At 48.9% G+C, this 22,731-nt stretch carries 18 protein-coding genes; 8 read left to right on the top strand and 10 right to left on the bottom strand.

What is annotated here, in order from left to right; genetic code table 11:
• Nucleotides 1–451 precede the first annotated feature (451 nt).
• The 4 genes from ACO0K4_RS04840 (at nt 452) to ACO0K4_RS04825 (ending at nt 5,832) form a co-directional block, all read left to right on the top strand.
• Nucleotides 452–2,374: a PrkA family serine protein kinase gene (locus ACO0K4_RS04840; protein WP_422955492.1), complete on the top strand. Its 1,923-nt coding sequence runs from the start codon at nt 452–454 to the stop codon at nt 2,372–2,374.
• A gap of 88 nt (nt 2,375–2,462) precedes the next feature.
• Complete coding sequence (locus ACO0K4_RS04835; protein WP_422955491.1) at nt 2,463–3,740, top strand: YeaH/YhbH family protein; 1,278 nt, start codon at nt 2,463–2,465, stop codon at nt 3,738–3,740.
• An 8-nt stretch (nt 3,741–3,748) separates the two neighbouring features.
• Nucleotides 3,749–5,287 carry a SpoVR family protein gene (locus ACO0K4_RS04830; RefSeq protein ID WP_422955490.1) on the top strand — a complete coding sequence of 513 codons (1,539 nt, stop codon included), beginning with the start codon at nt 3,749–3,751 and terminating at the stop codon, nt 5,285–5,287.
• Between the two features lie 230 nt (nt 5,288–5,517).
• Nucleotides 5,518–5,832, top strand: a complete 315-nt coding sequence (locus tag ACO0K4_RS04825) for a hypothetical protein (protein WP_422955489.1) — start codon at nt 5,518–5,520, stop codon at nt 5,830–5,832.
• A 150-nt stretch (nt 5,833–5,982) separates the two neighbouring features.
• Here the strand turns inward: ACO0K4_RS04825 and ACO0K4_RS04820 are convergent, their stop codons facing one another.
• From ACO0K4_RS04820 to ACO0K4_RS04810, 3 genes are all read right to left on the bottom strand, one after another.
• Entirely contained in the window at nt 5,983–6,669 is a 687-nt protein-coding gene (locus ACO0K4_RS04820) for a MarC family protein (protein WP_422955488.1), read from the bottom strand.
• Nucleotides 6,670–7,003: 334 nt separating this feature from the next.
• Nucleotides 7,004–9,373: a TonB-dependent receptor gene (locus ACO0K4_RS04815; protein WP_422955487.1), complete on the bottom strand. Its 2,370-nt coding sequence runs from the start codon at nt 9,371–9,373 to the stop codon at nt 7,004–7,006.
• A 174-nt stretch (nt 9,374–9,547) separates the two neighbouring features.
• Complete coding sequence (locus tag ACO0K4_RS04810; RefSeq protein ID WP_422955486.1) at nt 9,548–9,907, bottom strand: DUF2946 family protein; 360 nt, start codon at nt 9,905–9,907, stop codon at nt 9,548–9,550.
• Between the two features lie 359 nt (nt 9,908–10,266).
• Here ACO0K4_RS04810 and ACO0K4_RS04805 point away from each other — a divergent pair, with 359 nt between their 5' ends.
• The 3 genes from ACO0K4_RS04805 (at nt 10,267) to ACO0K4_RS04795 (ending at nt 13,806) form a co-directional block, all read left to right on the top strand.
• Nucleotides 10,267–11,625: an amidohydrolase family protein gene (locus ACO0K4_RS04805; RefSeq protein WP_422955485.1), complete on the top strand. Its 1,359-nt coding sequence runs from the start codon at nt 10,267–10,269 to the stop codon at nt 11,623–11,625.
• A 122-nt stretch (nt 11,626–11,747) separates the two neighbouring features.
• Nucleotides 11,748–13,223 carry an APC family permease gene (locus ACO0K4_RS04800; protein ID WP_422955484.1) on the top strand — a complete coding sequence of 492 codons (1,476 nt, stop codon included), beginning with the start codon at nt 11,748–11,750 and terminating at the stop codon, nt 13,221–13,223.
• A gap of 136 nt (nt 13,224–13,359) precedes the next feature.
• A complete protein-coding gene (locus ACO0K4_RS04795) occupies nt 13,360–13,806 on the top strand; it encodes a CreA family protein (protein ID WP_422955857.1) in 447 nt (148 codons plus the stop codon).
• Between the two features lie 109 nt (nt 13,807–13,915).
• On the opposite strand, the gene ACO0K4_RS04790 is transcribed toward ACO0K4_RS04795, so the two are convergent.
• Complete coding sequence (locus ACO0K4_RS04790) at nt 13,916–15,391, bottom strand: right-handed parallel beta-helix repeat-containing protein (RefSeq protein WP_422955483.1); 1,476 nt, start codon at nt 15,389–15,391, stop codon at nt 13,916–13,918.
• A gap of 96 nt (nt 15,392–15,487) precedes the next feature.
• Complete coding sequence (locus ACO0K4_RS04785; RefSeq protein WP_422955482.1) at nt 15,488–16,264, bottom strand: YdcF family protein; 777 nt, start codon at nt 16,262–16,264, stop codon at nt 15,488–15,490.
• A gap of 201 nt (nt 16,265–16,465) precedes the next feature.
• Between ACO0K4_RS04785 and ACO0K4_RS04780 the strand changes: the two genes are divergently transcribed.
• Entirely contained in the window at nt 16,466–17,329 is an 864-nt protein-coding gene (locus ACO0K4_RS04780) for an HDOD domain-containing protein (protein ID WP_422955481.1), read from the top strand.
• 91 nt (nt 17,330–17,420) lie between these two features.
• On the opposite strand, the gene ACO0K4_RS04775 is transcribed toward ACO0K4_RS04780, so the two are convergent.
• The 5 genes from ACO0K4_RS04775 to ACO0K4_RS04755 form a co-directional block, all read right to left on the bottom strand.
• On the bottom strand, nt 17,421–17,615 hold the full coding sequence (locus ACO0K4_RS04775) for a hypothetical protein (protein ID WP_422955856.1): 195 nt from the start codon (nt 17,613–17,615) through the stop codon (nt 17,421–17,423).
• A 325-nt stretch (nt 17,616–17,940) separates the two neighbouring features.
• Nucleotides 17,941–18,810 carry an N-acetylmuramoyl-L-alanine amidase gene (locus tag ACO0K4_RS04770; RefSeq protein WP_422955480.1) on the bottom strand — a complete coding sequence of 290 codons (870 nt, stop codon included), beginning with the start codon at nt 18,808–18,810 and terminating at the stop codon, nt 17,941–17,943.
• A gap of 9 nt (nt 18,811–18,819) precedes the next feature.
• The gene (locus tag ACO0K4_RS04765) at nt 18,820–20,382 is read right to left on the bottom strand and encodes an ATP-binding protein (protein ID WP_422955479.1); all 1,563 of its coding nucleotides are present in this window, start codon (nt 20,380–20,382) and stop codon (nt 18,820–18,822) included.
• 241 nt (nt 20,383–20,623) lie between these two features.
• Complete coding sequence (locus ACO0K4_RS04760; RefSeq protein WP_422955478.1) at nt 20,624–21,529, bottom strand: MBL fold metallo-hydrolase; 906 nt, start codon at nt 21,527–21,529, stop codon at nt 20,624–20,626.
• A 240-nt stretch (nt 21,530–21,769) separates the two neighbouring features.
• Complete coding sequence (locus ACO0K4_RS04755) at nt 21,770–22,681, bottom strand: LysR substrate-binding domain-containing protein (protein WP_422955477.1); 912 nt, start codon at nt 22,679–22,681, stop codon at nt 21,770–21,772.
• Nucleotides 22,682–22,731: the final 50 nt, after the last annotated feature.

The following is a 22,731-nucleotide window of genomic DNA, read 5'->3' as shown; positions in this document are numbered from 1 at the left end:
CCATTTCATAAAAGCCTTCTCCTAATCACCTTCATAACGAGATCAGCATGCTAACCATGCATAAAGAATTCGCTTTACTTTAAACAGACTAAGGGCGGGAGCGGTCTTCTCACTTCAGCTGAAAAGAGCAGGATTCTTTGACTGTGAATACCTACCATCATCTCCACGCAGATGTTGTGATTTAATCGGTCATTCGCATCTAACTAAACAACTCTAATCCGATTTTATCCAGCAGGGAAGAGACTTCCGTATTCTCATCGGGTCAATGTCTTTTTTCGATACAAATAAAACCGGAAATTCTCAACATTCTTTTTAATTTCACCTACACTAAAGTTGTCAGGTGCAGCAGAGCAACGATTCCGTGTGGATGTTTTCCATGTACTGCAGATGTTGAAATATCGTTTCCTTGCTCAGTCGCATAGTCGATCCATCGCTTTCAAAGGAGATCACAATGAAAATCTTTGACAACTACACAGCGCGTTATGAACGGACTCGTGAAGAAGAGTATTCGATGCAAGAGTTTCTGGAATTGTGTAAAAAAGAACCTCTCGCTTATGCCTCTGCTGCCGAACGCATGTTAGCTGCCATCGGAGAACCTGAGCAGATCGACACGCGACATGACTCCCGGCGCTCCCGGATTTTTTCAAATAAAGTTATTAAGATTTATCCGGCTTTCCGTGAATTTTATGGCATGGAAGAAGTCATAGAGCAAGTCGTTTCTTATTTCCGGCATGCGGCGCAAGGTCTTGAAGAACGTAAGCAAATTCTTTATCTGCTGGGGCCGGTCGGCGGTGGTAAATCATCGATTGCCGAAAAACTAAAATATCTGATGGAGAAAATTCCTTTTTACTGCATCAAGGGTTCTCCTATCAATGAATCTCCTCTGGGATTGTTTAATGAGGATGAAGACGGCACTATTCTTGAAGAAGACTTCGGTATTCCACGACGCTATTTACGGAATGTTCCAAGTCCATGGGCAGTAAAAAGACTGCATGAATTTAATGGTGATATTAATCAATTCCGCATCGTCCGGCGCTACCCATCAGTCTTGAAGCAGATCGCAATTTCTAAAACTGAACCAGGCGATGAAAATAACCAGGATATTTCTTCGCTCGTCGGTAAAGTCGACATCCGTAAGCTGGAGGACTATGCCCAGGATGATCCTGATGCTTACAGCTACTCAGGCGGCCTCTGTCTTGCCAATCAAGGACTGATGGAATTTGTCGAGATGTTCAAGGCGCCAATCAAAGTACTGCATCCTTTATTGACCGCAACGCAGGAAGGAAATTTCAAAGGCACAGAAGGTTTTGGCGCGATTCCTTTTGAAGGCATTATTCTGGCGCACTCAAACGAATCGGAATGGAAGGCGTTTAAAAATAATAAAAATAACGAGGCCTTCCTTGATCGTATTTATATCGTCAAAGTACCGTATTGCCTGCGGGTCAGTGATGAGATCAAAATTTACGAAAAACTGGTCAGGACGTCGTCTCTTGATCAGGCGCCATGTGCTCCGGGAACTTTAAAAATGATGGCCCAATTCGCCGTGTTGTCACGACTCAAAGAACCGGAAAATTCCAGTATTTACAGCAAGATGCTGGTGTATGACGGAGAGAATCTGAAAGACACTGATCCCAAAGCCAAGTCGCGTCAGGAGTACACGGATTACGCAGGTGTAGATGAGGGGATGAACGGTTTGTCCACGCGTTTTGCGTTCAAGATTTTGTCCAAGGTATTTAACTTTGACACGACAGAAGTCGCTGCGAATCCAGTACACCTGTTATATGTTCTGGAACAACAAATTGAGCGTGAACAGTTTGCACCGGAAACTGAGCAGAAATATTTTTCGTATATCAAGGAATATCTTGCCCAGCGTTATGCAGAATTCATCGGTAAGGAAATCCAGACGGCTTATCTGGAAAGCTATTCGGAATACGGTCAGAATATCTTTGATCGCTATGTGACCTTCGCTGATTTCTGGATACAGGATCAGGAGTTCCGTGATCCCGATACAGGTGAAAGTTTTGACCGTGATGCCTTGAATAACGAATTAGAAAAAATAGAAAAACCTGCCGGTATCTCGAATCCTAAAGACTTCAGAAACGAGATTGTGAATTTCGTCCTGCGTGCCAGAGCGCAGAATGCGGGTAAAAATCCGGCCTGGACCAGTTATGAAAAACTACGCACGGTCATAGAGAAAAAAATGTTCTCCAATACGGAAGAATTATTGCCTGTCATTTCGTTCAATGCCAAGGCAAGCGCCGACGATGCGAATAAGCATCAGGAGTTTGTTTCACGGATGGTGGCGAAGGGGTATACCGCTAAACAGGTACGTCTATTATGCGAATGGTATCTGCGTGTCAGAAAGTCATCCTGATGTCCGGCTCATGCAGCAACAGGACATCTGACGGGAAGGGCAATTCTTCCTGACTGGTGTGTTGAACCTTATTTTGCAGGAGACCATTTTGGTTCATCTGATTGACAGGCGTGTTCAAGGAAAAAATAAATCTGCTCCGAATCGTGAACGGTTTTTACGTCGCTATAAAGGGCAGATTAAAGATGCCGTAGCCAGAGCAATTAAAGGACGGTCTATCACTGATTTTGAGAGCGGTGAGAACATACGCATTCCCGTCAAGGATGTCAATGAACCGACATTTGGACATGATCGTGGCGGCGTCTGGGAAACGGTTCAGCCAGGAAATAAAGAATATCTGAAAGGTGATCAGGTTGCCCGGCCAAAAGGCGGCGCTGGTGCGGGTAAGGGACAGGCCGGTAATAGCGACGAACTGAGTGAAGATGATTTCATTTTTCAGTTAAGTCGCGAAGAGTTCATGAATTATTTTTTTGAAGATCTGGAATTGCCGAATCTCGTCAAAACGCAACTCGCCTCTACTACCGATTTTAAAAGTCAACGTGCCGGGTATAAAACATCCGGTACCACATCGAGTCTGCATGTATTGCGCTCTTTGCGTGGTGCACTGGGGCGGCGCATTGCCGTTGGCGGTAAATCAGCACGACGTTTGAAGCAGGCTGAGCTGGAGATGGCGGAACTATTACGTAAATCACCTGACCCGGATCATCTGGACGAGCAGCGTATCGCTACCTTAAAACATGAAATTCACCATCTGCGCACGCGGCTTCTGGCGATTCCTTTTATCGATCCTTTCGATCTCCGCTATAGCAATCGCGTCAAGGTGCCGAAGCCATCGACTCAGGCCGTGATGTTTTGTTTACTGGACGTGTCCGGTTCGATGGATGAAGCAAAAAAAGAAACCGCCAAGCGATTTTTTATTCTCTTATATTTGTTCCTGACCAGAGCGTATGAAAAAATTGATGTGGTCTTTATTCGTCATCACACAGCGGCATCCGAAGTGGATGAGAATGAATTTTTCCATTCACGTGAATCGGGTGGCACGATTGTCTCGTCGGCATTGAATTTGCTGACGCAGATCATACAGGAGCGCTACCCTGGCGGAGACTGGAACGCCTATGTCGCACAGGCATCTGACGGCGATAATTGGGATAACGATTCAGTGACGTGCCGTCAATTATTAATCAACACGATTATGCCGCTTGTCCAATATTATGCTTACGTAGAAATTACCGAAGGCGAGCCACAAAATTTATGGCAAGAATATACGCAGGTGCCGGAACATCATGCGCACTTTGCCATGCAAAAAATCCGAACACCGGCCGATATCTATCCGGTGTTCCGTGAACTGTTTAAAAAACAAGTGAAGTGAGTATCGTGATGAACAGCCCGGTTACGACTTCCAGCAATCCACATCGATTACCAGAACAATCAGAGTGGACATTTGAATTGATCGAACAGGCGCATGAAGAGATCCGTCGTGTGGCACAAAATTTTGGACTGGATACTTATCCGAATCAACTCGAGGTCATTACTGCCGAGCAGATGATGGACGCTTATGCGTCAGTCGGGATGCCAGTGTCGTATCATCACTGGTCGTTCGGCAAGCATTTTCTTTCGACTGAAAAAAGTTACCGGCGTGGTCAGATGGGACTGGCGTACGAGATCGTGATTAATTCCAATCCCTGCATCGCCTATCTGATGGAGGAGAATAGCCTGACCATGCAGGCCCTGGTGATCGCACACGCTGCTTATGGACATAATTCTTTTTTTAAGGGGAATTATCTATTTCGCACATGGACCGATGCTGACGCGATTATTGATTACATGGTTTTTGCACGTAATTATGTGACGGATTGTGAGCGGCGGTATGGCATAGAAGCAGTAGAGCTGTTGCTCGACTCTTGTCATGCCCTGCAAAATTATGGTGTGGATCGTTATAAGCGGCCAGCTAAATTGTCGCTGGCAGAAGAGAGGGAAAAACAAGAAGAACGTGAGCGCTATCTGCAATCGCAAGTGAATGATCTCTGGCGCACCTTGCCGCGTCGTGATGAAACGGTGGCTGATCAGGAAGCCATACGTTTTCCGACCGAACCCCAGGAAAACCTTCTGTATTTCATTGAAAAATATTCGCCCTTGCTGGAACCATGGCAAAGAGAAATCGTCCGCATTACACGGAAAATTTCTCAATATTTTTATCCGCAACGCCAGACTCAGGTCATGAATGAGGGCTGGGCGACCTTCTGGCATTACACGATTTTGCATCAGTTGTTTGATGAGGGAATTGTTGGCGATGGTTTTATGATGGAATTTTTGCAGAGTCATACGAATGTGGTGTACCAGCCGCCTGTGACCAGCCGTTACTTTAACGGGATTAATCCCTATGCACTTGGGTTTGCGATGATGCGTGATATTCGTCGCATTTGCGAACATCCTGATGAGGAGGATAAAAAATGGTTTCCCGATATTGCAGGTAGCGACTGGCAACAGACCTTGAATTTTGCGATGCGTAATTTCAAAGATGAGAGCTTCATTGCACAATATTTGTCACCGAGACTGATACGGGAATTCCATTTTTTTTCTGTACTCGATGATGATCATCAAGACAAACTCAGTATCTCTGCTATTCATGATGAGAGTGGCTATCAGTACCTGAGACAGCAACTGGCAGGTCAATACAATCTTGGCAATCGTGAACCTAATATTCAGATATGGTCTGTCGATATGCAGGGTGATCGTGCCCTGACCTTGCGGCATAACGAATATCTGCGCCGTCCGCTGAACAAGCAAACGGACGAGGTGTTGAAGCATGTCGCCCGCTTGTGGGGTTTTGATGTGTATCTGGAAACCGTTGATCAGCACAATAACATCCTGCATACGCAGGAGTGCAAATGGGAAAAACGTAGCCGTATCCGCTAGTCAGCAATTCTTGATGTTGCGATAAACCACAAGGCCCCACAAAAAATAATCACCGGCACGGTACAGCGTCCGGCTATCGGATAGAATAACTGGCATGCACATGCATAGTGTGCGCCGCAGCATAATCGCAGTATATTCACCTACTATGAAATGTGTTTCGGATGTTAGACGCTATACGCATCTGATTTATTCGATTTTTCCCGCTTAACTATTTCGACGGAGTGTGCACGATGTACCTCGATCACCCAAAGATTTCGGCAACTCATAGCGAAACAGAACCAGATCGCCTTGATCGCTTATATCGCGTTTATGGCTACGCAATCGGTCTTGCCGATGCTGATAGAAACGTCGATTGCATCACTAAGCTAGCAAAAATTCATGATCACAAAGGGACTTTGATGGTGATCTGGCATGTCGCTCCAAGTGAAAAAGAAAAGTCCTATTTTTCGCGTGCCTGGCTGAGCAAGATTGGCGATGAATCACCTCAGGTTGAGCATGCCCTGATGTTGATGGAAACGCCTGCGCCAGTTGCTGCTGAGGCCTGATCTACCTGCTTCAATGTATCGCCAGATCGCTCTGATCAGAATAAAAAAGCGCCATTCAAACTACTTGAATGGCGCTTTTTCTTAAGGTGTTATTGACGACAATATCTGTGATGATTGGCCGGTGATACGGGGGATTAGATATTTTTATATTCAATGAAATTTTAAATCCTCTACCAGTTCTGAAATGCCCGTCCAGCCGATTTCAATCCCGATACACAGCAAAATAAATGCAGATAAGCGCATTAACACGGTTGCACCGATGTCGCCTAAAAAGCGCTCCATATTCCGTGCAAAACGGTAGCACAGATAGATCACCAGAGTCGTCAGCAAGACGCCGAGAGCCGAGGCGATACTGGTGATCAGCCAGTCCACCGGTTTATGGGGCATCTGTGTGCCGAGCGTCACGGACGCCGCGATCGTCCCCGGCCCTACTGTCAGTGGAAAACTAAACGGATAAAAACTGCGGCGACGCAATTCTTCTTTGCTCCAGGTGCCAACGTGGGATTCTGCGACAGAGGTGCGTAATTTATCCTGTCCTTGGTCGTTCAGCAGCTTCCAGCCTGCCATCCCGACGACGATGCCGCCCGCGACTCTGACGATAGGTAAAGAGATGCCGAAAAAATCGAGGACATAAGTGCCAATAAAGATGGCGCCCATCAGCAGGAAAAAGCAATTCAGTGCAATCCGTTTAGCCAGACGATTCGCCAGGCTTGATTCAATCGGCCCCGTCATCGACAAGAAAATCGGCGCGATCGCAATCGGGTTCAGGATAGGCAGCAGCGTGATCGGCACGACAATCAAGGCCTTGAAGAAAATAATCATCATCGATACGCTCATACATACTCCGAAAAAATCTGAGGTCTTGATTATAAAGTTGTATTGCGGTTTACGGCGAGTTTGCTTGCCGTGATTTTATTTCTATACCGGTAGGTTGTTTTGCTTTCAGTGCGCTATCTGCAAAACCAGATTGAAACCTAGATTTTTCGTTAGACCGCTACAGCTTGAGGTTTTAATTGAATTGATCAACAGGGTGAATGGCTTTAGTAATAGCAGTTCCCATAAAGCATCCACTAATAAAAATGCGCCTTCCAGACCAATAATGGCTGGAAAGGCGCATAGATGCTGCGGTGTCCAAAGTCACATTCAACCTGAACTTATTTCAAGTCGAGGGTTAAAAGTCAAACTTCAATTCGCCGACAACACTGCGTTGCGTGTAAGGGTGAAATGCCCAATAACTTGCATTGTTGAGGTTGTCGATGCCGACGGAGGCAGTCCATTGCTTGGCGACCTTGTATTGGACTCGCAGGTCGGTCACAAAGAAACTGGAGACACCGGTATAGGTTTTGCCGTTCGGATCGCTGTTATCCAGGGTGCCGTATTGCTTACCGCTGTATCGTGCACCGAGAGTGGCGGCGAGATGATCGTTGACTTTGTAACTGGCGACAAAGTTAGCGCGCCAGTTTGGCACACGCGGCTGCCACATTCCGACGCTGGCGGGGAATTTATCGTTTTTGACGATTTTGGAGTCTGCATACGTGAGGCTGCCAGTCATATCGAGTCCGCGCACGAAGACATCATTGGCGATATAGGCCAGTTCTAATCCTGTGGTATGGATGTCATCGACGTTCTGGATATTGGTGACGTTCGGCGTGACGCTGACATTGGTTTGCGAATACAGTGCATCCTGCGTGCGCTCATGGAAAATCGTGGCACGTAGCATGCCGTTATCCAGCGCGTGCTCGATACTCCATTCCGAGGTCCAGGATTTCTCTGGCTTCAGGTTGGGATCGTTATTCACGATGGTATTCACACTGACCGATCCCTGATATAGCTCTGATACGGTCGGCATTCTTAAAGCGCGTCCGGTTGATACCTTCATGGTCCAGTCGTTATCGATCTTGTAGGCTAATGCTGCTTTCGGTGAAAAGGCATTTTCTTCGCGCGCGCCGAACGGTAATGTGGTGCCTGCTGAAGAAATAGCGCCATCGCTGGCACGCCACTGCTCTACGCGACCACCGAGAATGGCTTTCCATTGTGGACTGATGCGCCATGCATCCTGGATGTAGAGACTTTGTAATTCGGTATTCCCCTGAAATCCTGAGAAACGCGAACCGGCTGCGCCATTGATCCAGTCGCTGGTATTGGAGACGAGAGTGCGTAGCTTATATGCCTCGCGCTGATAGCCGAATTCAAACGTATGTCCTTTGGCCGAGTCTGGACGCCAGATACCTTTGAGTGCCAGTGTATTCCAGCCGGTGCCGTTCATATCAGTGATACGACCTGCGCCACCTATATTGGCTTGCGGTATGGCGACAATAGGTGAGCGTGCAATATCCTTGCTGTAATCATACAGACTTGCGGCGATTTCCCAGTCCCACACGCCCTTGGTATTGCTTTTCAGGCTCAGGCCTTGTGCGATATGCTCAAGACTATTCGTGCTGTTAGCAAAGTCGGTTGCGGCTAAGGTATATTTTTTGCCACTGACGTTAATGTCGCCGCTATAGACTGGATTGCCTGCTGTATCACGGAGGTAGCTTTCGACACTACTGTTCATATTGTTACGCCAGTATCCCAGGGTATAACTGACACTCAGCGCGGATGTGATGTTGTAGGCCAATTTGATTTTGGCATGATCTTGCACCGTATGATATTGCCCGGTTGCACCGAGGATCAGCCAGTCCTGATTTTTCGGATTCTTATCAAAGATCGCACCGGTAACGGGCATACCTGCATTGCTGGTAATCCCCGTGGACAATAATTTGTTCACAAAGACGATAGGATGACCGTCACTGTCCAGACGATTGATATTTGCCCACCACGACCAGTCTCCTTGTTTATTTCCCAGAGATGCACTGAGCTGCTGACCGCTATACGACTTATCGGTACCGTATTGCTGAAAATTTTCGTTGAAGGCCAGCACTTTTGCATGCCCCTCAAACTGCGTCGGCATGCGTGTAATGTAATCGACCACGGCACCGGCAGAATTACCAGGATAAGCAGCAGAGAAGGGGCCGTATAGTACGTCAACACGCTCGATTTCTTCCGGTGTGACCAGGCCCCAGCGCGGGGTAAAGCTGGCACCGTTGCCGAGTAAGTTTGATAGCAACACGCCATCAGCGTAGACCAGTGAGCGTGCGCTATTGCCCGTGCCTGACGCCCGGGTTGCCAGTACGGCGTGATTGTAGTCGCCGACATAACGTTTGCGTACCAGCAGACTTGGCATGTATTTGAGTGCGTCTTCGGCATCGATCGCATTGATGGTTTGTTCCATCGTTTTGGCACTGATCCCTTCTATCGTTGTCGGGATTTCGGTCGGTAATGAGGAGGGGCGACCGCCAGTGATGACAACGCGATCCGTCAGGCCGTTGTCGGCGATCAGCGTTTCCGCGGCGAAGCTGTTTGTGCACATAAACGGCAGTGTCGCAGCCACTGCGGCGCTCATTGTGCGGATAGCAGAAATCGCAGAGGTGGCATAAGCTGAAGAAGTAACAGGCAGGGAAAAGCGCGTGCCAGCAGCACGCGAACATTGAATAGAGATCATGGCTCAGGCTTTAAAAAGCAAACTACAAATAAATTGGACGCACCGGAAGCGAATGCAAGGCATCGCGGTTCAGGTGTATGTTCAGGGGTAACTGAGGTGCAACTGAGTTATGACTTAGTCATGACTAAGTCATAACTCAGCGACGAATTAACTCAGAATGAGTGCAGACGGCGTTCAGGCCGGCGGGCCACGGGCGGGAAGAGGAGCGGAGACAATCGCAGCCAGACGTGCTGCGGGGATAGAGCGCAAGGCATAGGACAGCGCATGCACCGGTTGTACGGCATCTTGTTGCGGCAAAACCGGTGTGATACCGGTCGCCAGACAGAAAGAGCAATCGAGCAGGTGCGTCATGCTTTTACTACTTTTTGGTGAGTCTTTATCTTGCTGACTGATCAGTTTATAACCAGTGCTGGTACAAATCAGGCTCATTGCCTGCGGATTGACTACTGGTGCCGCAATCGCAACGCCCAAAGCCGCTGCGTACAAAAATAGTACGAGGGCAACAAGTTGGCGGGAAATGCGTCTTAGGGTCATGGGGCGGGACTATAGCATAAGTGAGGTCTCAAAATCATCCCTGGCGAGTCCATGAAAGGACTAAAGCGCGCTGCCATTGGCCTGGCGGCGAGGCATTACACTCCAGATCCCAGGCAAATCAGAGCAATTAGCGATCTTCTGCTGTATTTGAAACAAAATACAACGGACAGCTTTTTTCAGCGCAGATAGAATGCGTGGCATAAGTTCATCTTCAGGTAATAAAGCTGAGGTAGTAAAAACGGCGGATTGATTATCCTTATTTTTGTCCTTATTTTTGTCCTTGTGTATCACTTGTTAGCGAGTAACGGACCATGAATATTTTCTCCAATTTTCCGGTTTTGTAAAAAAGGATTTTTTTTATGCATCAGCACAAGCCATTGCGCTCGGTTTTTTCTGCCAGTCTTTCAATCGGTTTTTCATTCAGCCTCTCAGCTAGTTTGCTGCTCACGACCATGCATGCCGCCAGCGCGGCTACGGTAACGGATGAAAAATCTGCCAGAACAATCGCGATCAAAGCCGGCAAGTTAGTCGATGTAGAGACCGCACAGGTACTGACGGATCAGGTCATTATCGTCAAGGGTCAGCATATTATTGCGGTCGGATCGAGTCAGGCGACTGCTATCCCGGCGGGCGCGCAGATCATCGATTTATCTAAAGCAACGGTTTTGCCCGGTTTGATTGACGCGCATACCCACCTTACGAGCAATCCGCATGAACATGGTTATACCGGGATCGGTACCTCGAATATCCGTGCCGCGCTGTATGGCGTCCGTGCGGCGCGCGATACCTTGAATGCGGGCTTCACCGCAGTACGTAATGTCGGTGCAGATGGCTACGGTGATGTGGCTTTGCGGGACGCGATCAATGACGGCGATATCATCGGTCCGCGCATGCTGGTCTCTGGCTATGCCATCGGCATTATGGGCGGCCATTGCGATAATAATTTGTTGCCAGCGGAGTACAACGACATCGGCAAAGGCGTGGCGGACGGTCCCTGGGCGGCACGTGCCAAGGTCCGTGAAATGGCAAAATTTGGTGCTGACCTGATCAAAATCTGTGCAACCGGTGGTGTCTTGTCCAAAGGTGATGCTGCTGGCGCACAGCAATATACCCTGGAAGAAATGCAGGCTATCGTTTCCGAAGCGCACAAGCTGGGACGCAAGGTCGCAGCGCATGCCCATGGCGCCAGTGGGATTAACGATGCTTTGCGTGCCGGTGTCGATTCTATCGAGCACGCCAGTCTGATCGATGCCGAGGGCATGCGTCTTGCTAAAGAAAAAGGGACCTGGCTGGTAATGGATATCTATAACGATGACTATATTCTCGGCGAAGGTGAAAAAGCCGGTTTCTTACCAGAGTCGCTGGCGAAGGAAAAAGAAATCGGTCAACTGCAACGAGATAATTTCCGTAAAGCATTTGAATATGGCGACAGGATGGCATTTGGTTCGGATGCCGGTGTGTATCCACATGGCGACAATGCAAAACAATTTTTTTACATGGTCAAATATGGCATGAGTCCGATGCAGGCGATCCAGGCCGCAACGATTAATGCCGCCGATTTATTGGGCTGGAAAAAAACGATAGGCAGTATAAAAGCCGGAAAGTTTGCAGATATCATTGCGGTTTTCGGCGATCCTCTGCGCGATGTCACGACCTTGACCAAGGTGGAGTTCGTGATGAAGGACGGCGATATGATTAAAGTACCTGCGGCCAAATAATCTTGTAGCCAGTAGCTTCAGCGGCTGATGACACACGTTACAGGTTACAGGTAGTACAGTGCACAGCCGCCATCAGCGACGTGTGCGCAGGCATTCCCTATTTATAAAAAAAGGATATTCTTTTGAGACAGCAGACATTCGGGCAGCAACTGATACGCACCAAGCCAGTTGACAACAGCAAAGAAGGAGAAGAGCGTAATAGCAGTGGTCTGCATCGCTCGTTAGGTTTGTTTTCGCTGACGATGATCGGCGTCGGTGCGACCATCGGTACCGGAATATTTTTTACGATGGTTGAGGCGGTACCGAAGGCAGGTCCATCGGTCATCCTGTCGTTCTTGCTGGCTGCGTTGACGGCGGGTTTAACTGCATTATGTTATGCCGAATTGTCCTCGCGGATTCCGGCATCAGGTTCGTCGTATTCGTATGCGTACGCGACGGTCGGTGAGTTTGCCGCCTACATTGTTGCCGCCTGTCTGTTACTCGAATATGGGCTGGCCGCCAGTGCAACGGCGGTGGGCTGGTCTGCTTACCTGAACAATTTTTTAAGCAATGCCATCGGCTGGCAAATTCCTGAAATGCTGCGCTCACCAATGATTGTTGCCGGAGCCAAAGGCGTGGAGATACATTCAGGGCAGATCAATTTGCCGCCGGTTATTCTGGTGATTGTCTGCGGCTTTTTGCTGTTACGCGGTACTAAAGAGTCCGCTACTGTCAATGCCATTATGGTGATGATCAAACTGGTCATCCTGAGCTTTTTCGCGTTTATCGCTTTTTCTGGGTTTAATCCAGAGCATTTCACGCCTTTCTTCAATCAGGACAATAGCAAAGGCCTCGCTGGCATGGCTGGTGTGACTGCTGCGGCAGGTACGGTGTTTTTCTCATTTATTGGACTCGATACCGTGGCAACTGCCGGTGAGGAAGTAAAAAATCCCAAACGCAATGTGCCACTGGCGATTCTTTCCGCGCTGGTGATCGTGACGGTGTTTTATATGCTGGTTGCGGTTGCAGCACTCGGTGCGCAACCTGCAAGTATGTTTGAAGGTCAGGAAGCGGGTTTGTCGGTGATTTTACAAAACGTCACCGGTAAGGCGTGGCCTGCACTGATCTTGTCGGCTGGTGCGGTGATTTCTGTATTTAGCGTGACCCTGGTGACGATTTATGGTCAGACCCGTATCTTGTATGCGATTAGCAAAGACGGCTTGATTTCGCCGTCATTCCAGAAGGTCAGCGTCCGTACCCAAACCCCCGTCAGTAACACCATTATTGTTTGTATGATTGTAGGCATTGTCGCCGGACTGGTCGATGCCACTTTCTTATGGGATATGGTCAGTATGGGAACATTGGTCGCCTTTATGGTGGTATCCGTTGCCGTGCCGGTGATGCGTCGTAAAGGGATCGGCGCTGACAGCGATGGCTTCCGCGTGCCATTTGGCCCTTATCTGCTGCCGGGGTTAAGCGTATTAGCCTGCTTGTATATCGTCAAAGATTTACCGCCGACTACTTACTGGGTGTTTTGTATCTGGATGACGGTTGCGATAGCGATTTACTTCCTGTACGGTATGCGCCACTCACGACTGCATACTGGTGCAGGTAAGTAACGAGAAAGATAATTCCGCGGAAAATCGTAGGGCTCTTGTAATCCAGGAGCCCTAGCTACATCTGATGGCAGTATATTAATAAGGGAAAAAAATGAATCATCTAATTGCTCGATTTTTATTGTCCGTGGGCGCCGCAATGCTGTTGGCGGGGACAGGGGTTGTCGCCCATGCCGAAGTGATCGGCAGCGTGGATACTGCGTTCATTCTGATTGGTCCGGATCACAAGATTGTTGTCGAGGCTTACGATGATCCCAAGGTCGCCGGTGTGACATGCTATGTGTCACGTGCCAAGACGGGCGGGATAAAAGGAGCGATTGGTCTGGCTGTTGATAAGTCGGAAGCGTCAATCGCCTGCCGTCAGGTCGGGCCTATCAGTTTTCCTAAACCTTTAGCGCAGCAGGAAGAAGTATTTAATGAACGTCTTTCTATCCTGTTCAAGAAATTACGTATCGTCAGAGTAGTTGATGCCAAACGTAATGCATTGGTGTATCTGACCTACTCTGATCGCTTGATTGACGGCTCGCCGCAAAATAGTGTGACAGCGGTGCCGGTGGATAGAGCGACGACAATTCCGCTGAAATAGCGATTAGTTTTTTGGCTATGCTGAGGGCGTTCGGTTTATTTTTGGACGCCTTCTTCGCTGTTCCCGCCATGCTTATCCGACAGGCTTTTTCCTTTGTTCGGTCACGTGTTTATTTCACTCTTTGCATTGATAACAAACATCCTGAAAAATCTTCAAACGCACCATAACTCGGTGTCGCAGGTCGGGAGTCTCCGCATAAGTCGGGCAGTTTTCCTGGCGTGTCAGAGCGGCGTGGTAACTGATCTTTCACCATAAAATTAGCTGCTTCCGGCTGCAAAAATAGACTACGCACCGGATGGTATCCAAGATACAGCAGCGCAATTGAGGTCTCTTTATTATCCTGGCTGCGTAATAATCCCTGATCCCTGCTGCGGATAGCTCCATCCACCAGATTGCCTTCTATATCTGCGCTGCTCTCGGGGAATCGTACGGTTATTCCTGCGGTGTCGAGCAGGGTGTTGTGCGTCACCACACTAGCCGCAGCACGATTCAGATAAATGCCATCGTCGGAGCACGAGGCAATCAGATTTGACTGAATGATGCTCTTATCCTGTTCGGTGATGCATCGTCCGTCGCGACAATACTCTTTGCCTGTGCCGCCGCCACCCAGCGATAGCCCGACCCGTTGCCCTGTCGCGCCTCGCAATAGGTGTTCGCATAAGACGATATTCTGTTCAAATTTGTTGGCCGCGCCTGCACCTTTGGCAAATGCGCCATAGCTGATTCTGTCACCCTGATCCTTAATAAAATCCGAGATCATATTACGCCGGATAAGCCAATTATTTGCCGCAACCAGATCAATCAAAGTGACCGGGTTGCTAGTTTTTCTGGCACTGGTATTACTTAATGTGTTGCCTTCAATCAGACCAAAATCAGGCATGCGACCATCGCTGCCGTTGATTTTAAAATGTGCATTGAAATCAGAGATCGTATTGTTCAGCGAGACAAAATACCTGGCGCCGCCAGTCACATGAAAAGCATGCTCGCAGTTGTCGTGATACTGACAGACGCCCCGGATAGACAGATTTTCAAAGGTCCAGTAAGGCGCAGAAACTTGAAAACCTTCACCAAGATTAAATTCCAGAAATACGGTTCCGGACTGTATTGCCCGCACCGTGATTCGGTTACTAGCGGTGCCGGGCCGGTTAGCGATTAACGGCGTACCCACAACATAGTAAGTGCCCGGCATGATTGTGATGACGTCCCCGGGATTGGCTTTGGCCAATGCTGCTACTAGTTGTGTACCCGATGTGACTAAAATGTCCGATTCAGCTTGGGTCGCATGAGGAGCAGACTCAAGCCCGGTTCGGGGCAATGGATTTGCCTGAGCGCCGATGGTGGTGTGGATGGCTTGATGCGGTAAGGCTATGCCACGATCCAATTGCATCAGCGTCTTGCCTGCTAATTCACCGGCTTTAACGATGAAGGGATTGTGATCCGATGTTCGGCGTTCGACATACGGAGACAGTGCGCGAGGCGTTACACCTGCTTGTTGCAGGTAATACAGCACAGCGCAGCCCGCTAGTAGCATCAGGGTGATCGGGATAAGAAAATACAGCAGGTAGGGGCGGATGTTGATGCGCATAAAATTTTTAGAATTTTTAGAATTTTTAAAATTCTCAGGGTTATTAATAAACCCTGATTAATAAACCTGATTGTCAGTGATCAATTTGAATCAGATTCAGTTGAACCAAGCCTCAACTCGATACCAGAGCAAGCCCAGCCATTCGTACAAAGCATAGTGTGAGCGACGCATATTCTCTGCTGAGGTAAATAGATTCCATGGCGCACAATCGGTGTCCGCCAAAAACATTGTCGGTGCCGGTACGACTTGTAAACCGTTACGCTCAAACGCCATACGCGCTCTTCGCATGTGCATTGCATCGGTCACGAGCAGCACGCGTTTGATACCGGATTGCTGGAGAATGCGTGCTGAGTAATAGGCGTTTTCTTCCGTATTCCGCGCATTGTTTTCTGCCCATTTCACTGGAATAAGAAAGTCCTGCTCCAATGCTCGCCTCATCCCAACAGCGAGCGTTTCGGTATTCCCGCTGGATTGCCCTAATCCGCCTGTCACCAGTATTGGCAAGCCGGTAGTGCGGTAGAGATGGGCGCCATACCGTATACGTGCCAGCGCGATGTAGTCGGGGATGTCCTGATGGTGGTACTCGGGGCTGCTCTCTATCCTGCCGGCCGTTAAAATAACGATGGCCTCCGCATGGGTGTTTTTGTCAGAGGCCAGCGCTGGCTCCAGAGATTCCAGTGGCCGTATCAATAGCCATGAGCCAATTCCTGTGCTGATAAAGAACAGCAAAAAAATAGAACCGATACGCAAAATGAGGCTTGTACGCGGACGCCATTTGCTGATCAGCATGCCCACCAGATAAATTAAGAAAAGGCTAAGCGGTGGCAAGACAAAGATTTTTGCGAAAGTCGCCAGCATTGCGCTTGTGTGCATAAAGCCTTCGGTGACGGTGTTGAGCAAACTGCAATATATACAAAGTGTGCAAATTGTCACTGAGATTTGATTTTAATTACAAGAAAAAATACACTCGATTCAGTTAAATGAGTTTTAGAGTGTGTAATCACCTCAAATAATGCTTCATGGAAACGAATGCACCTTAAAATAAGAGATTGCATGACCAATTTGAAGAAATCAATGAACACATCCATTGCACCGGGTAAAACGACGGAACAGTCGGTAGATGCTTTGCTGAAGACGATACGTATTCCGCCGCGCCCAAGTTTGCTGGCAGACGTGCAGCAAGAGATGGCATCCAAGGATCCCAGTCCACGGCGTCTGGCGAAAATTATCGCCAACGATGTTGCTTTGGCGGGCTCATTGATGAAACTGACAAATTCGTCTTTTTTCGGCTTGCGATTAAAAGCGACATCCGTCGATCATGCGGTAGATTTGCTGGGATTAAGTCAATGTGGCTTGCTGATGACGGGCATCATTGCGCGTCAGTCCGTTGTGGTGCAAGGGCGGTCGCTGGTGAAGTTCTGGGATTTCTCCAGCAAGCGGGCGCAGGCAATGGCCTATCTGGCCAGTCGTATTCGCGTTTGTCCGGCGGATATCGCGCATACTTTCGGTTTGTTTTGTGATATCGGTGTGCCGTTGATGCTGGAACGTTTTCCTGATTATTCAACGACGCTGGCCGCGGCGAATAAGGAATTCGTCAAGCGCTTTACCGATATCGAAGACGAAAAACATGCGTGTAACCATGCTGCCATCGGTTCACTGATGGCACGTACCTGGGGCTTGCCTGAACATGTATCGACAGGGATTTTATTGCATCACGATTATGCGGTACTGGAGGATATGTCGACCTCGGAAATTGTTCGCTCTCTGATTGCCTTAGCCTTGATGTCGGAATATGGTATTCAGAAATATCATGGACAAGAGTTATCCGCTGAATGGGAAAAAGGTGGCGAGCTGGCGTGTGGGTTTTTAGGTCTGGCGATGGACGAAGCTGCTGATACATTCGATGAACTGCACGAAATATTTAACACGGCTGCCTGAGCATTGTCCGGCACCGACCCATCGCTAAACGATCACGATCACGATCAAATTATCAGACTAGCATCAGAAGACCATTTGTAACCATCACCTCTTATGGCCGTCCACCAAGCAACCGTGCCGGCAACATCACAATTGCACGCAATAATTCAAAGACACCTTCGACCGCAATACCCAGTAGTCTGAACGGCAGGCAAAGCAACCAGACCAGCGGGTAGAGCGCTAAAGCGAGCAATGCCAACGGCCAGCATACGATCAATAAGATAATCCAGAGTAATAAGCCCATCATCATTTTTCCTGGTTAAGTTATCAAGCTAACAGTTGATGCAAGAGACTGCTGATCATGACGATGGCGATGCTAGCGATGACAACGCCATCCATATTTGCGCTGAGTTTCATACTATTTCCTTTCGGAGTCGGTTGATGTGACTGTACTGTAGCCACACGATCCCATGATCTCCAGCCGCTTGCGACGAAATGCAAAAACTCAGGTGTAACCGATCTGTTTTAGGGGATGGATGGCGACTAGTTTCTGCCGCTGCTTAGTTAATTGGTCACTAGCTACTTAATCACTTAGCCGCCGCTTGGATGCTAGCGGTCGTCAGGTCAAAGTGCTATGGACTTTGCGTCAATACATCAAGGAGGGCTGCCGACCCGGCATCAGGATTGCCATCGAACAGGCCGGGGCGATATCGTGTCTGAAATGCGGTCATCACATTACGTGTTGCCTGATCCCATACCCCGGTTTGCGGTACTGCATAGCCATGCTGGGCCAGTTTTTGCTGGAACCAGATGACATCCGGTAATTGCTGTTCAAATACAGTTTGCCTTAGCTGTACTTGCCGACTATCTGGCCAATTGACCAGACCCGCATCGGCAAGTTTTTTCCACGGGAATAAAGGGCCGGGGTCAGGTTTGCGCTGTGGTGCGATCTCGCTGTGACCGAGGATATTCTCCGGTTGAATCTGATGGCGTTTTACGATGTCTTTGAGTAAAACAATCAGTGCATCGATCTGATGAGCTGGATAGGGTTGATAGATGCGTCCCGATGGCGTGTCCTGATAGCCAAGACTCACGATCTCTATGCCGATGGAATTTGCATTTAAGTGGGGATAGGTTTTCCAGCTACTCACGCCTGCGTGATAAGCAAGACGGTTTTCATCAACCAGACGATAGACCATATACGGACTATCATCACCGATCAGATAATGGCTGCTGACCGCTTGTTCGCTGAGCACTTGGAGCGATAAGGCCATATCGAGTGCGGTGTAATGCAGGATGATAAATTTCACCCGGCTTTCCTGACTTTTTGCGGCTTTGCTTGTATCTATGTTGTTCAGATTAAATGCGCTTACATCAGACGCGCTGCTCATCTTGCCAGGCGGAATGCTAGCGCATGCCGTTACCGTAATACTGGTTGCCAGGACCATCAGGATTGAGTGGATACGCCGTTGCTGATCTTGCACACGGGCAGGCAAATGCATAAAAATGTCCTAGGCTTTCATGACGGGCGATACCGTAGGGAAGGTGATCAGAATTTCTGTACCTTTGTTAAGTTCGCTGGAGACGGTAATCGTGCCGCCGAGGATCCTGACCACGATGCCGTGTACGATGTTCATCCCTAATCCCGTACCTCCGTTGCCCATTTTTGTCGTAAAAAAGGGATCGAATATTTGCTTACGTACGTCTGCATCCATACCCGCGCCGTTATCGCTGACAATGAGTTGTACATTGTCAGCATTGAGACGCTTTACTGTGACCAGAATGATGCCGCCACTGTCATCGGCAAAGGCATGCAGCGCCGCATTCATGATCAGATTATTCAGCACCTGACCATAAGGTCCTGGAAAACTATCACAGAGAAGATCGGGTTCGGCCTGCAGACGCACTGTGCATCCGGTTTTGCGTATGGCAGGATTCAGCATCGTGAGGATTTCGCTGCTGACGTTACCCAGGTTAAATTGCCTGCGCTGTTCACTGGTCTGATCAACGGCGACTTGCTTGAAATCGCCGACAATACGTGCTGCCCTCTCCAGGTTGTTGAAGAAAATATCGAAGCCAAGCTGGGAGTGATCAAGTACTTTGGATAAGGTGCTGCGGCGAATATTGCCAGAGTCGACTTCGGTTCGTAACTCTTTCAGATCACCATTGATTGTGGATGCGACCAATAAGGCATTGCCTATCGGCGTATTCAATTCGTGAGCGACACCGGCAACCACGCGACCAAGGGAAGCAAGTTTTTCAGTTTGTATCATATCGTGCTGAGCGCGGTTCAGCGTTTGCAAAGTTTCTTCCAGGGATCGGGTGCGCTCTTCGACCCTTTGTTCCAGATGCTCATTCAACTCCTTGAGTTCGGCGTTGCGCTGCTCTACTTTGTTAAACAGGTCGAGCAGCGATTTGCGTGTCTCTTCCAGGCTTTGCGCGAGTATGCCTAATTCATCATGGCGCATCGCCTGAATAGGTATTTCGAGTTTGCCTTGTGCCAGATTCTGTGAGGCTTCAACCAGTTGATCCATGGGGCAGACAAAACGCCTGTGCATCACGAACAGGATAAAAAGTAAGGAGCCGATAATAATGAGTATTCCGGCGCGACCATACCGTATGGTGACTGCTTTGAGTTTTTGCCGGTAGCCCGCTGTCGTCATACTGATTGTCAATTGACCGAGTTTGACACCATCCCGTACGATGTCCTGTTTCAGCATGAGAGATTTTTCATCCTGAAAATCATTCCGTGTCTTGGATGCAAAGGGCGAACCTGCACCTTCTACGACTTTAATACTGGTGATATCAGGATTGACAAACGCCGCTTCGATGATGGAATCGGCCTGTTGCGGTACAAATTGCCACAAAGATTCGCGTAGTGCCAGAGAGGTCAGGGTGGTCAGCCGTTCCAGTTCGACCTGCACATTCGCCGTATGCTCTTGCTCGATACGGGTGGCTTCTTCCAGATAGACCAGTGCTGATGCCAGGGCGATTCCGACCGCAACCGTAATGGCAATGACTGCTCGCAAAGGCAGCGCTGATTTAATACCATGGTCGCTCGGTCTCGGATTCATGAATCGTAACGGGGGTTCCGTAGGGACAGCGCAATACGTTAGGATGATGTGTTCTGATATCGAGAATACTACAGAATGACTTGCAGGCGCCAGACCTGCAAAGTAAATTCAATCGCGATAATGCAGTTTGAAGAGCACTGTCAATGCATACGGCAGCAACACGTGTAAAGTGTGCGTCGCGACATTGGACTGGTGCAGCTGTGTTCAGATTACTTCTTTCAAATTACTTAATTTAGATTGCTTATTTCAGATTGCTTATTTCTGCTACTTTCATCAGACCAAAAAACGGATCAATCACCACCCATGCGGGTGCCAGCCTGATTTCCACTTTCTCCTGCTTTCCTTTGGTCAATAAAAATCGCATCGAATTCTCGATATTATCGAAAGGACGAGGGCCTGCTTGCAGAGGTTGATCGAGTGGCAGGAAAAAATTATCCCAGTGAATCGGTATCACGCGCTGCGCACCTACCCTGGCGACGACTTCTTTCCAATAAGTTTCCTGAAATTCCTTAGACTGAGTGCCCAGAGTCCCTATCCCTAGAAATACGACGTCTGCATGCTGTCCCTGCAATGCCGCTACCTCAAAGCCTGCTGAGCTATGTATCAGTATCGACTTACCCTCATGCGTGAGCAGAATAGAAAAGCTTTGTCCTTCTTTGTAGGTATTTGCTCTTACTGGCGGGACTAACGGGGCATCGATTGTGCCGCCGGTAAAACCGGTAGGAGCATGTTGTGAGCGGATGAGCTTTAATTGGAAACGACCAAAATTGAGATTCTCCGCATCACGCACTACTTTGATCATCGGTTCTTTGATACCCCAGCCGCGCCCTACATTGGCGGTGGATTCAGATCCGACTAGGACAGCATTGGTACGTCTGGCAACTTCCGGCGCATCCATTGCGTGATCGTAATGGGAGTGGGCGACGATGACGGCGGAAAGCTGCTTAATTCCGGCGTGCTGCAAGGAGCGCTGAATGATTTCAAGATCGGGCGCAATTTTTCCGGTGAATACCGTCTTCGCATCGGGACGCGAGAAAAATCCGTCTGTCAGTATCGCCGTCTCTCCATCGTCGAGCAACAAAGTCGATACACCCAAAAATGTCACGCGCAATTGAGCTTGCCGGTCAGATGCTGGTGCCGGGGGCATCCACAGGTCGGCGTAGGGTGCCAGGCCAGGTGGATTTTTATCTGGTAGTACAGCCAGCTGCCGATCGCGCCAAGAATCAGAACAACACTCAGCAATGCATAAGTAATAAAGCGTTTCAATACGGGCCTGCCTTTCTTGGGGGTGTGGCTTGGTTGGCGTATGTAAAAGAACGTGTCAGAGACTATAGTAAAAAATTTCCGTCACCGCAATCAGGCGATTGTTGCTGTGTTGTTCGCTGCATTAGCCACGGATCTGAGTATGCGCCAGTAACCAGGTTTTAAAGGCGAGCAAAGGGCCGAGTGCCGTATTCTCTTCCGGATACACCAGATAATATGCAGCCGATCGCGGCAGGCTTAATGCCAGCGGAATAGTCAATGTACCCGCATCAAGCTCTGCTTGCACCATGAAACGCGGTATCAGCGCCACCCCCAGACCAGCAGTCGCCGCGCTGATCAGCATCGTGAATAACTCATAGCGCGCTCCTTTAACTGCTGACACATCATTACTGTGGTCATGCAGGTCAAACCAGCGACGCCAGTCATCCAGACGTGTCATCAGATGCAGCAATGGCATATGGCTGATGTCATCTATGCTCAGTTTTTTTGATTTGCCCTGATAGCGAGCGAGAAAAGCAGGGCTGCATACCGGTGTCGTATCGTCTTCACCAAATAAAAAATCGCCTTTTGTGCCGGGCCAGGGTGCTTCGCCTGAGTGTATCGCGGCATGGAATGGTGATTCGGTGAACATGAATGCGTCGGTACAGGTGCTCAGATTGACCGTGATGTCAGGCCGTAAGGTATGAAACTCTGCTAGCCGGGGGATCAGCCACTGTGCTGCAAACGTCGGGACCACGGCAAGCTCCAGAGTGCCAGAGCCGTCCTGTGTACCCATCAGCTCCAGCGTGTCGCGTTCGATACGACTCAGATGTGTCCGAATTTTTTCAGCATAATTTCGTCCGGCTGGCGTTGGAATAATGCGTTGTTTGACACGTGCAAACAAGGCTAGGCCTAACCATTCTTCGAGGCTGGCGATCTGTTTACAGACCGCGCTCTGGGTCAGTGCCAGCTCGTCGGCGGCACGGGTGAAGCTTTGCAGGCGAGCCGCCGCCTCAAAGATTATCAGGGCATGTAAACTAGGGATTTTTTTTCGCATTATTCCATTTCCTCACTAACTTGTGATTTTAACTCGTTTGTCCTTACTCT

Source organism: Undibacterium sp. RuTC16W, assembly GCF_049339445.1.
Classification (GTDB): domain Bacteria; phylum Pseudomonadota; class Gammaproteobacteria; order Burkholderiales; family Burkholderiaceae_D; genus Undibacterium.
This window is presented reverse-complemented; position numbering and strand designations above follow the sequence as displayed.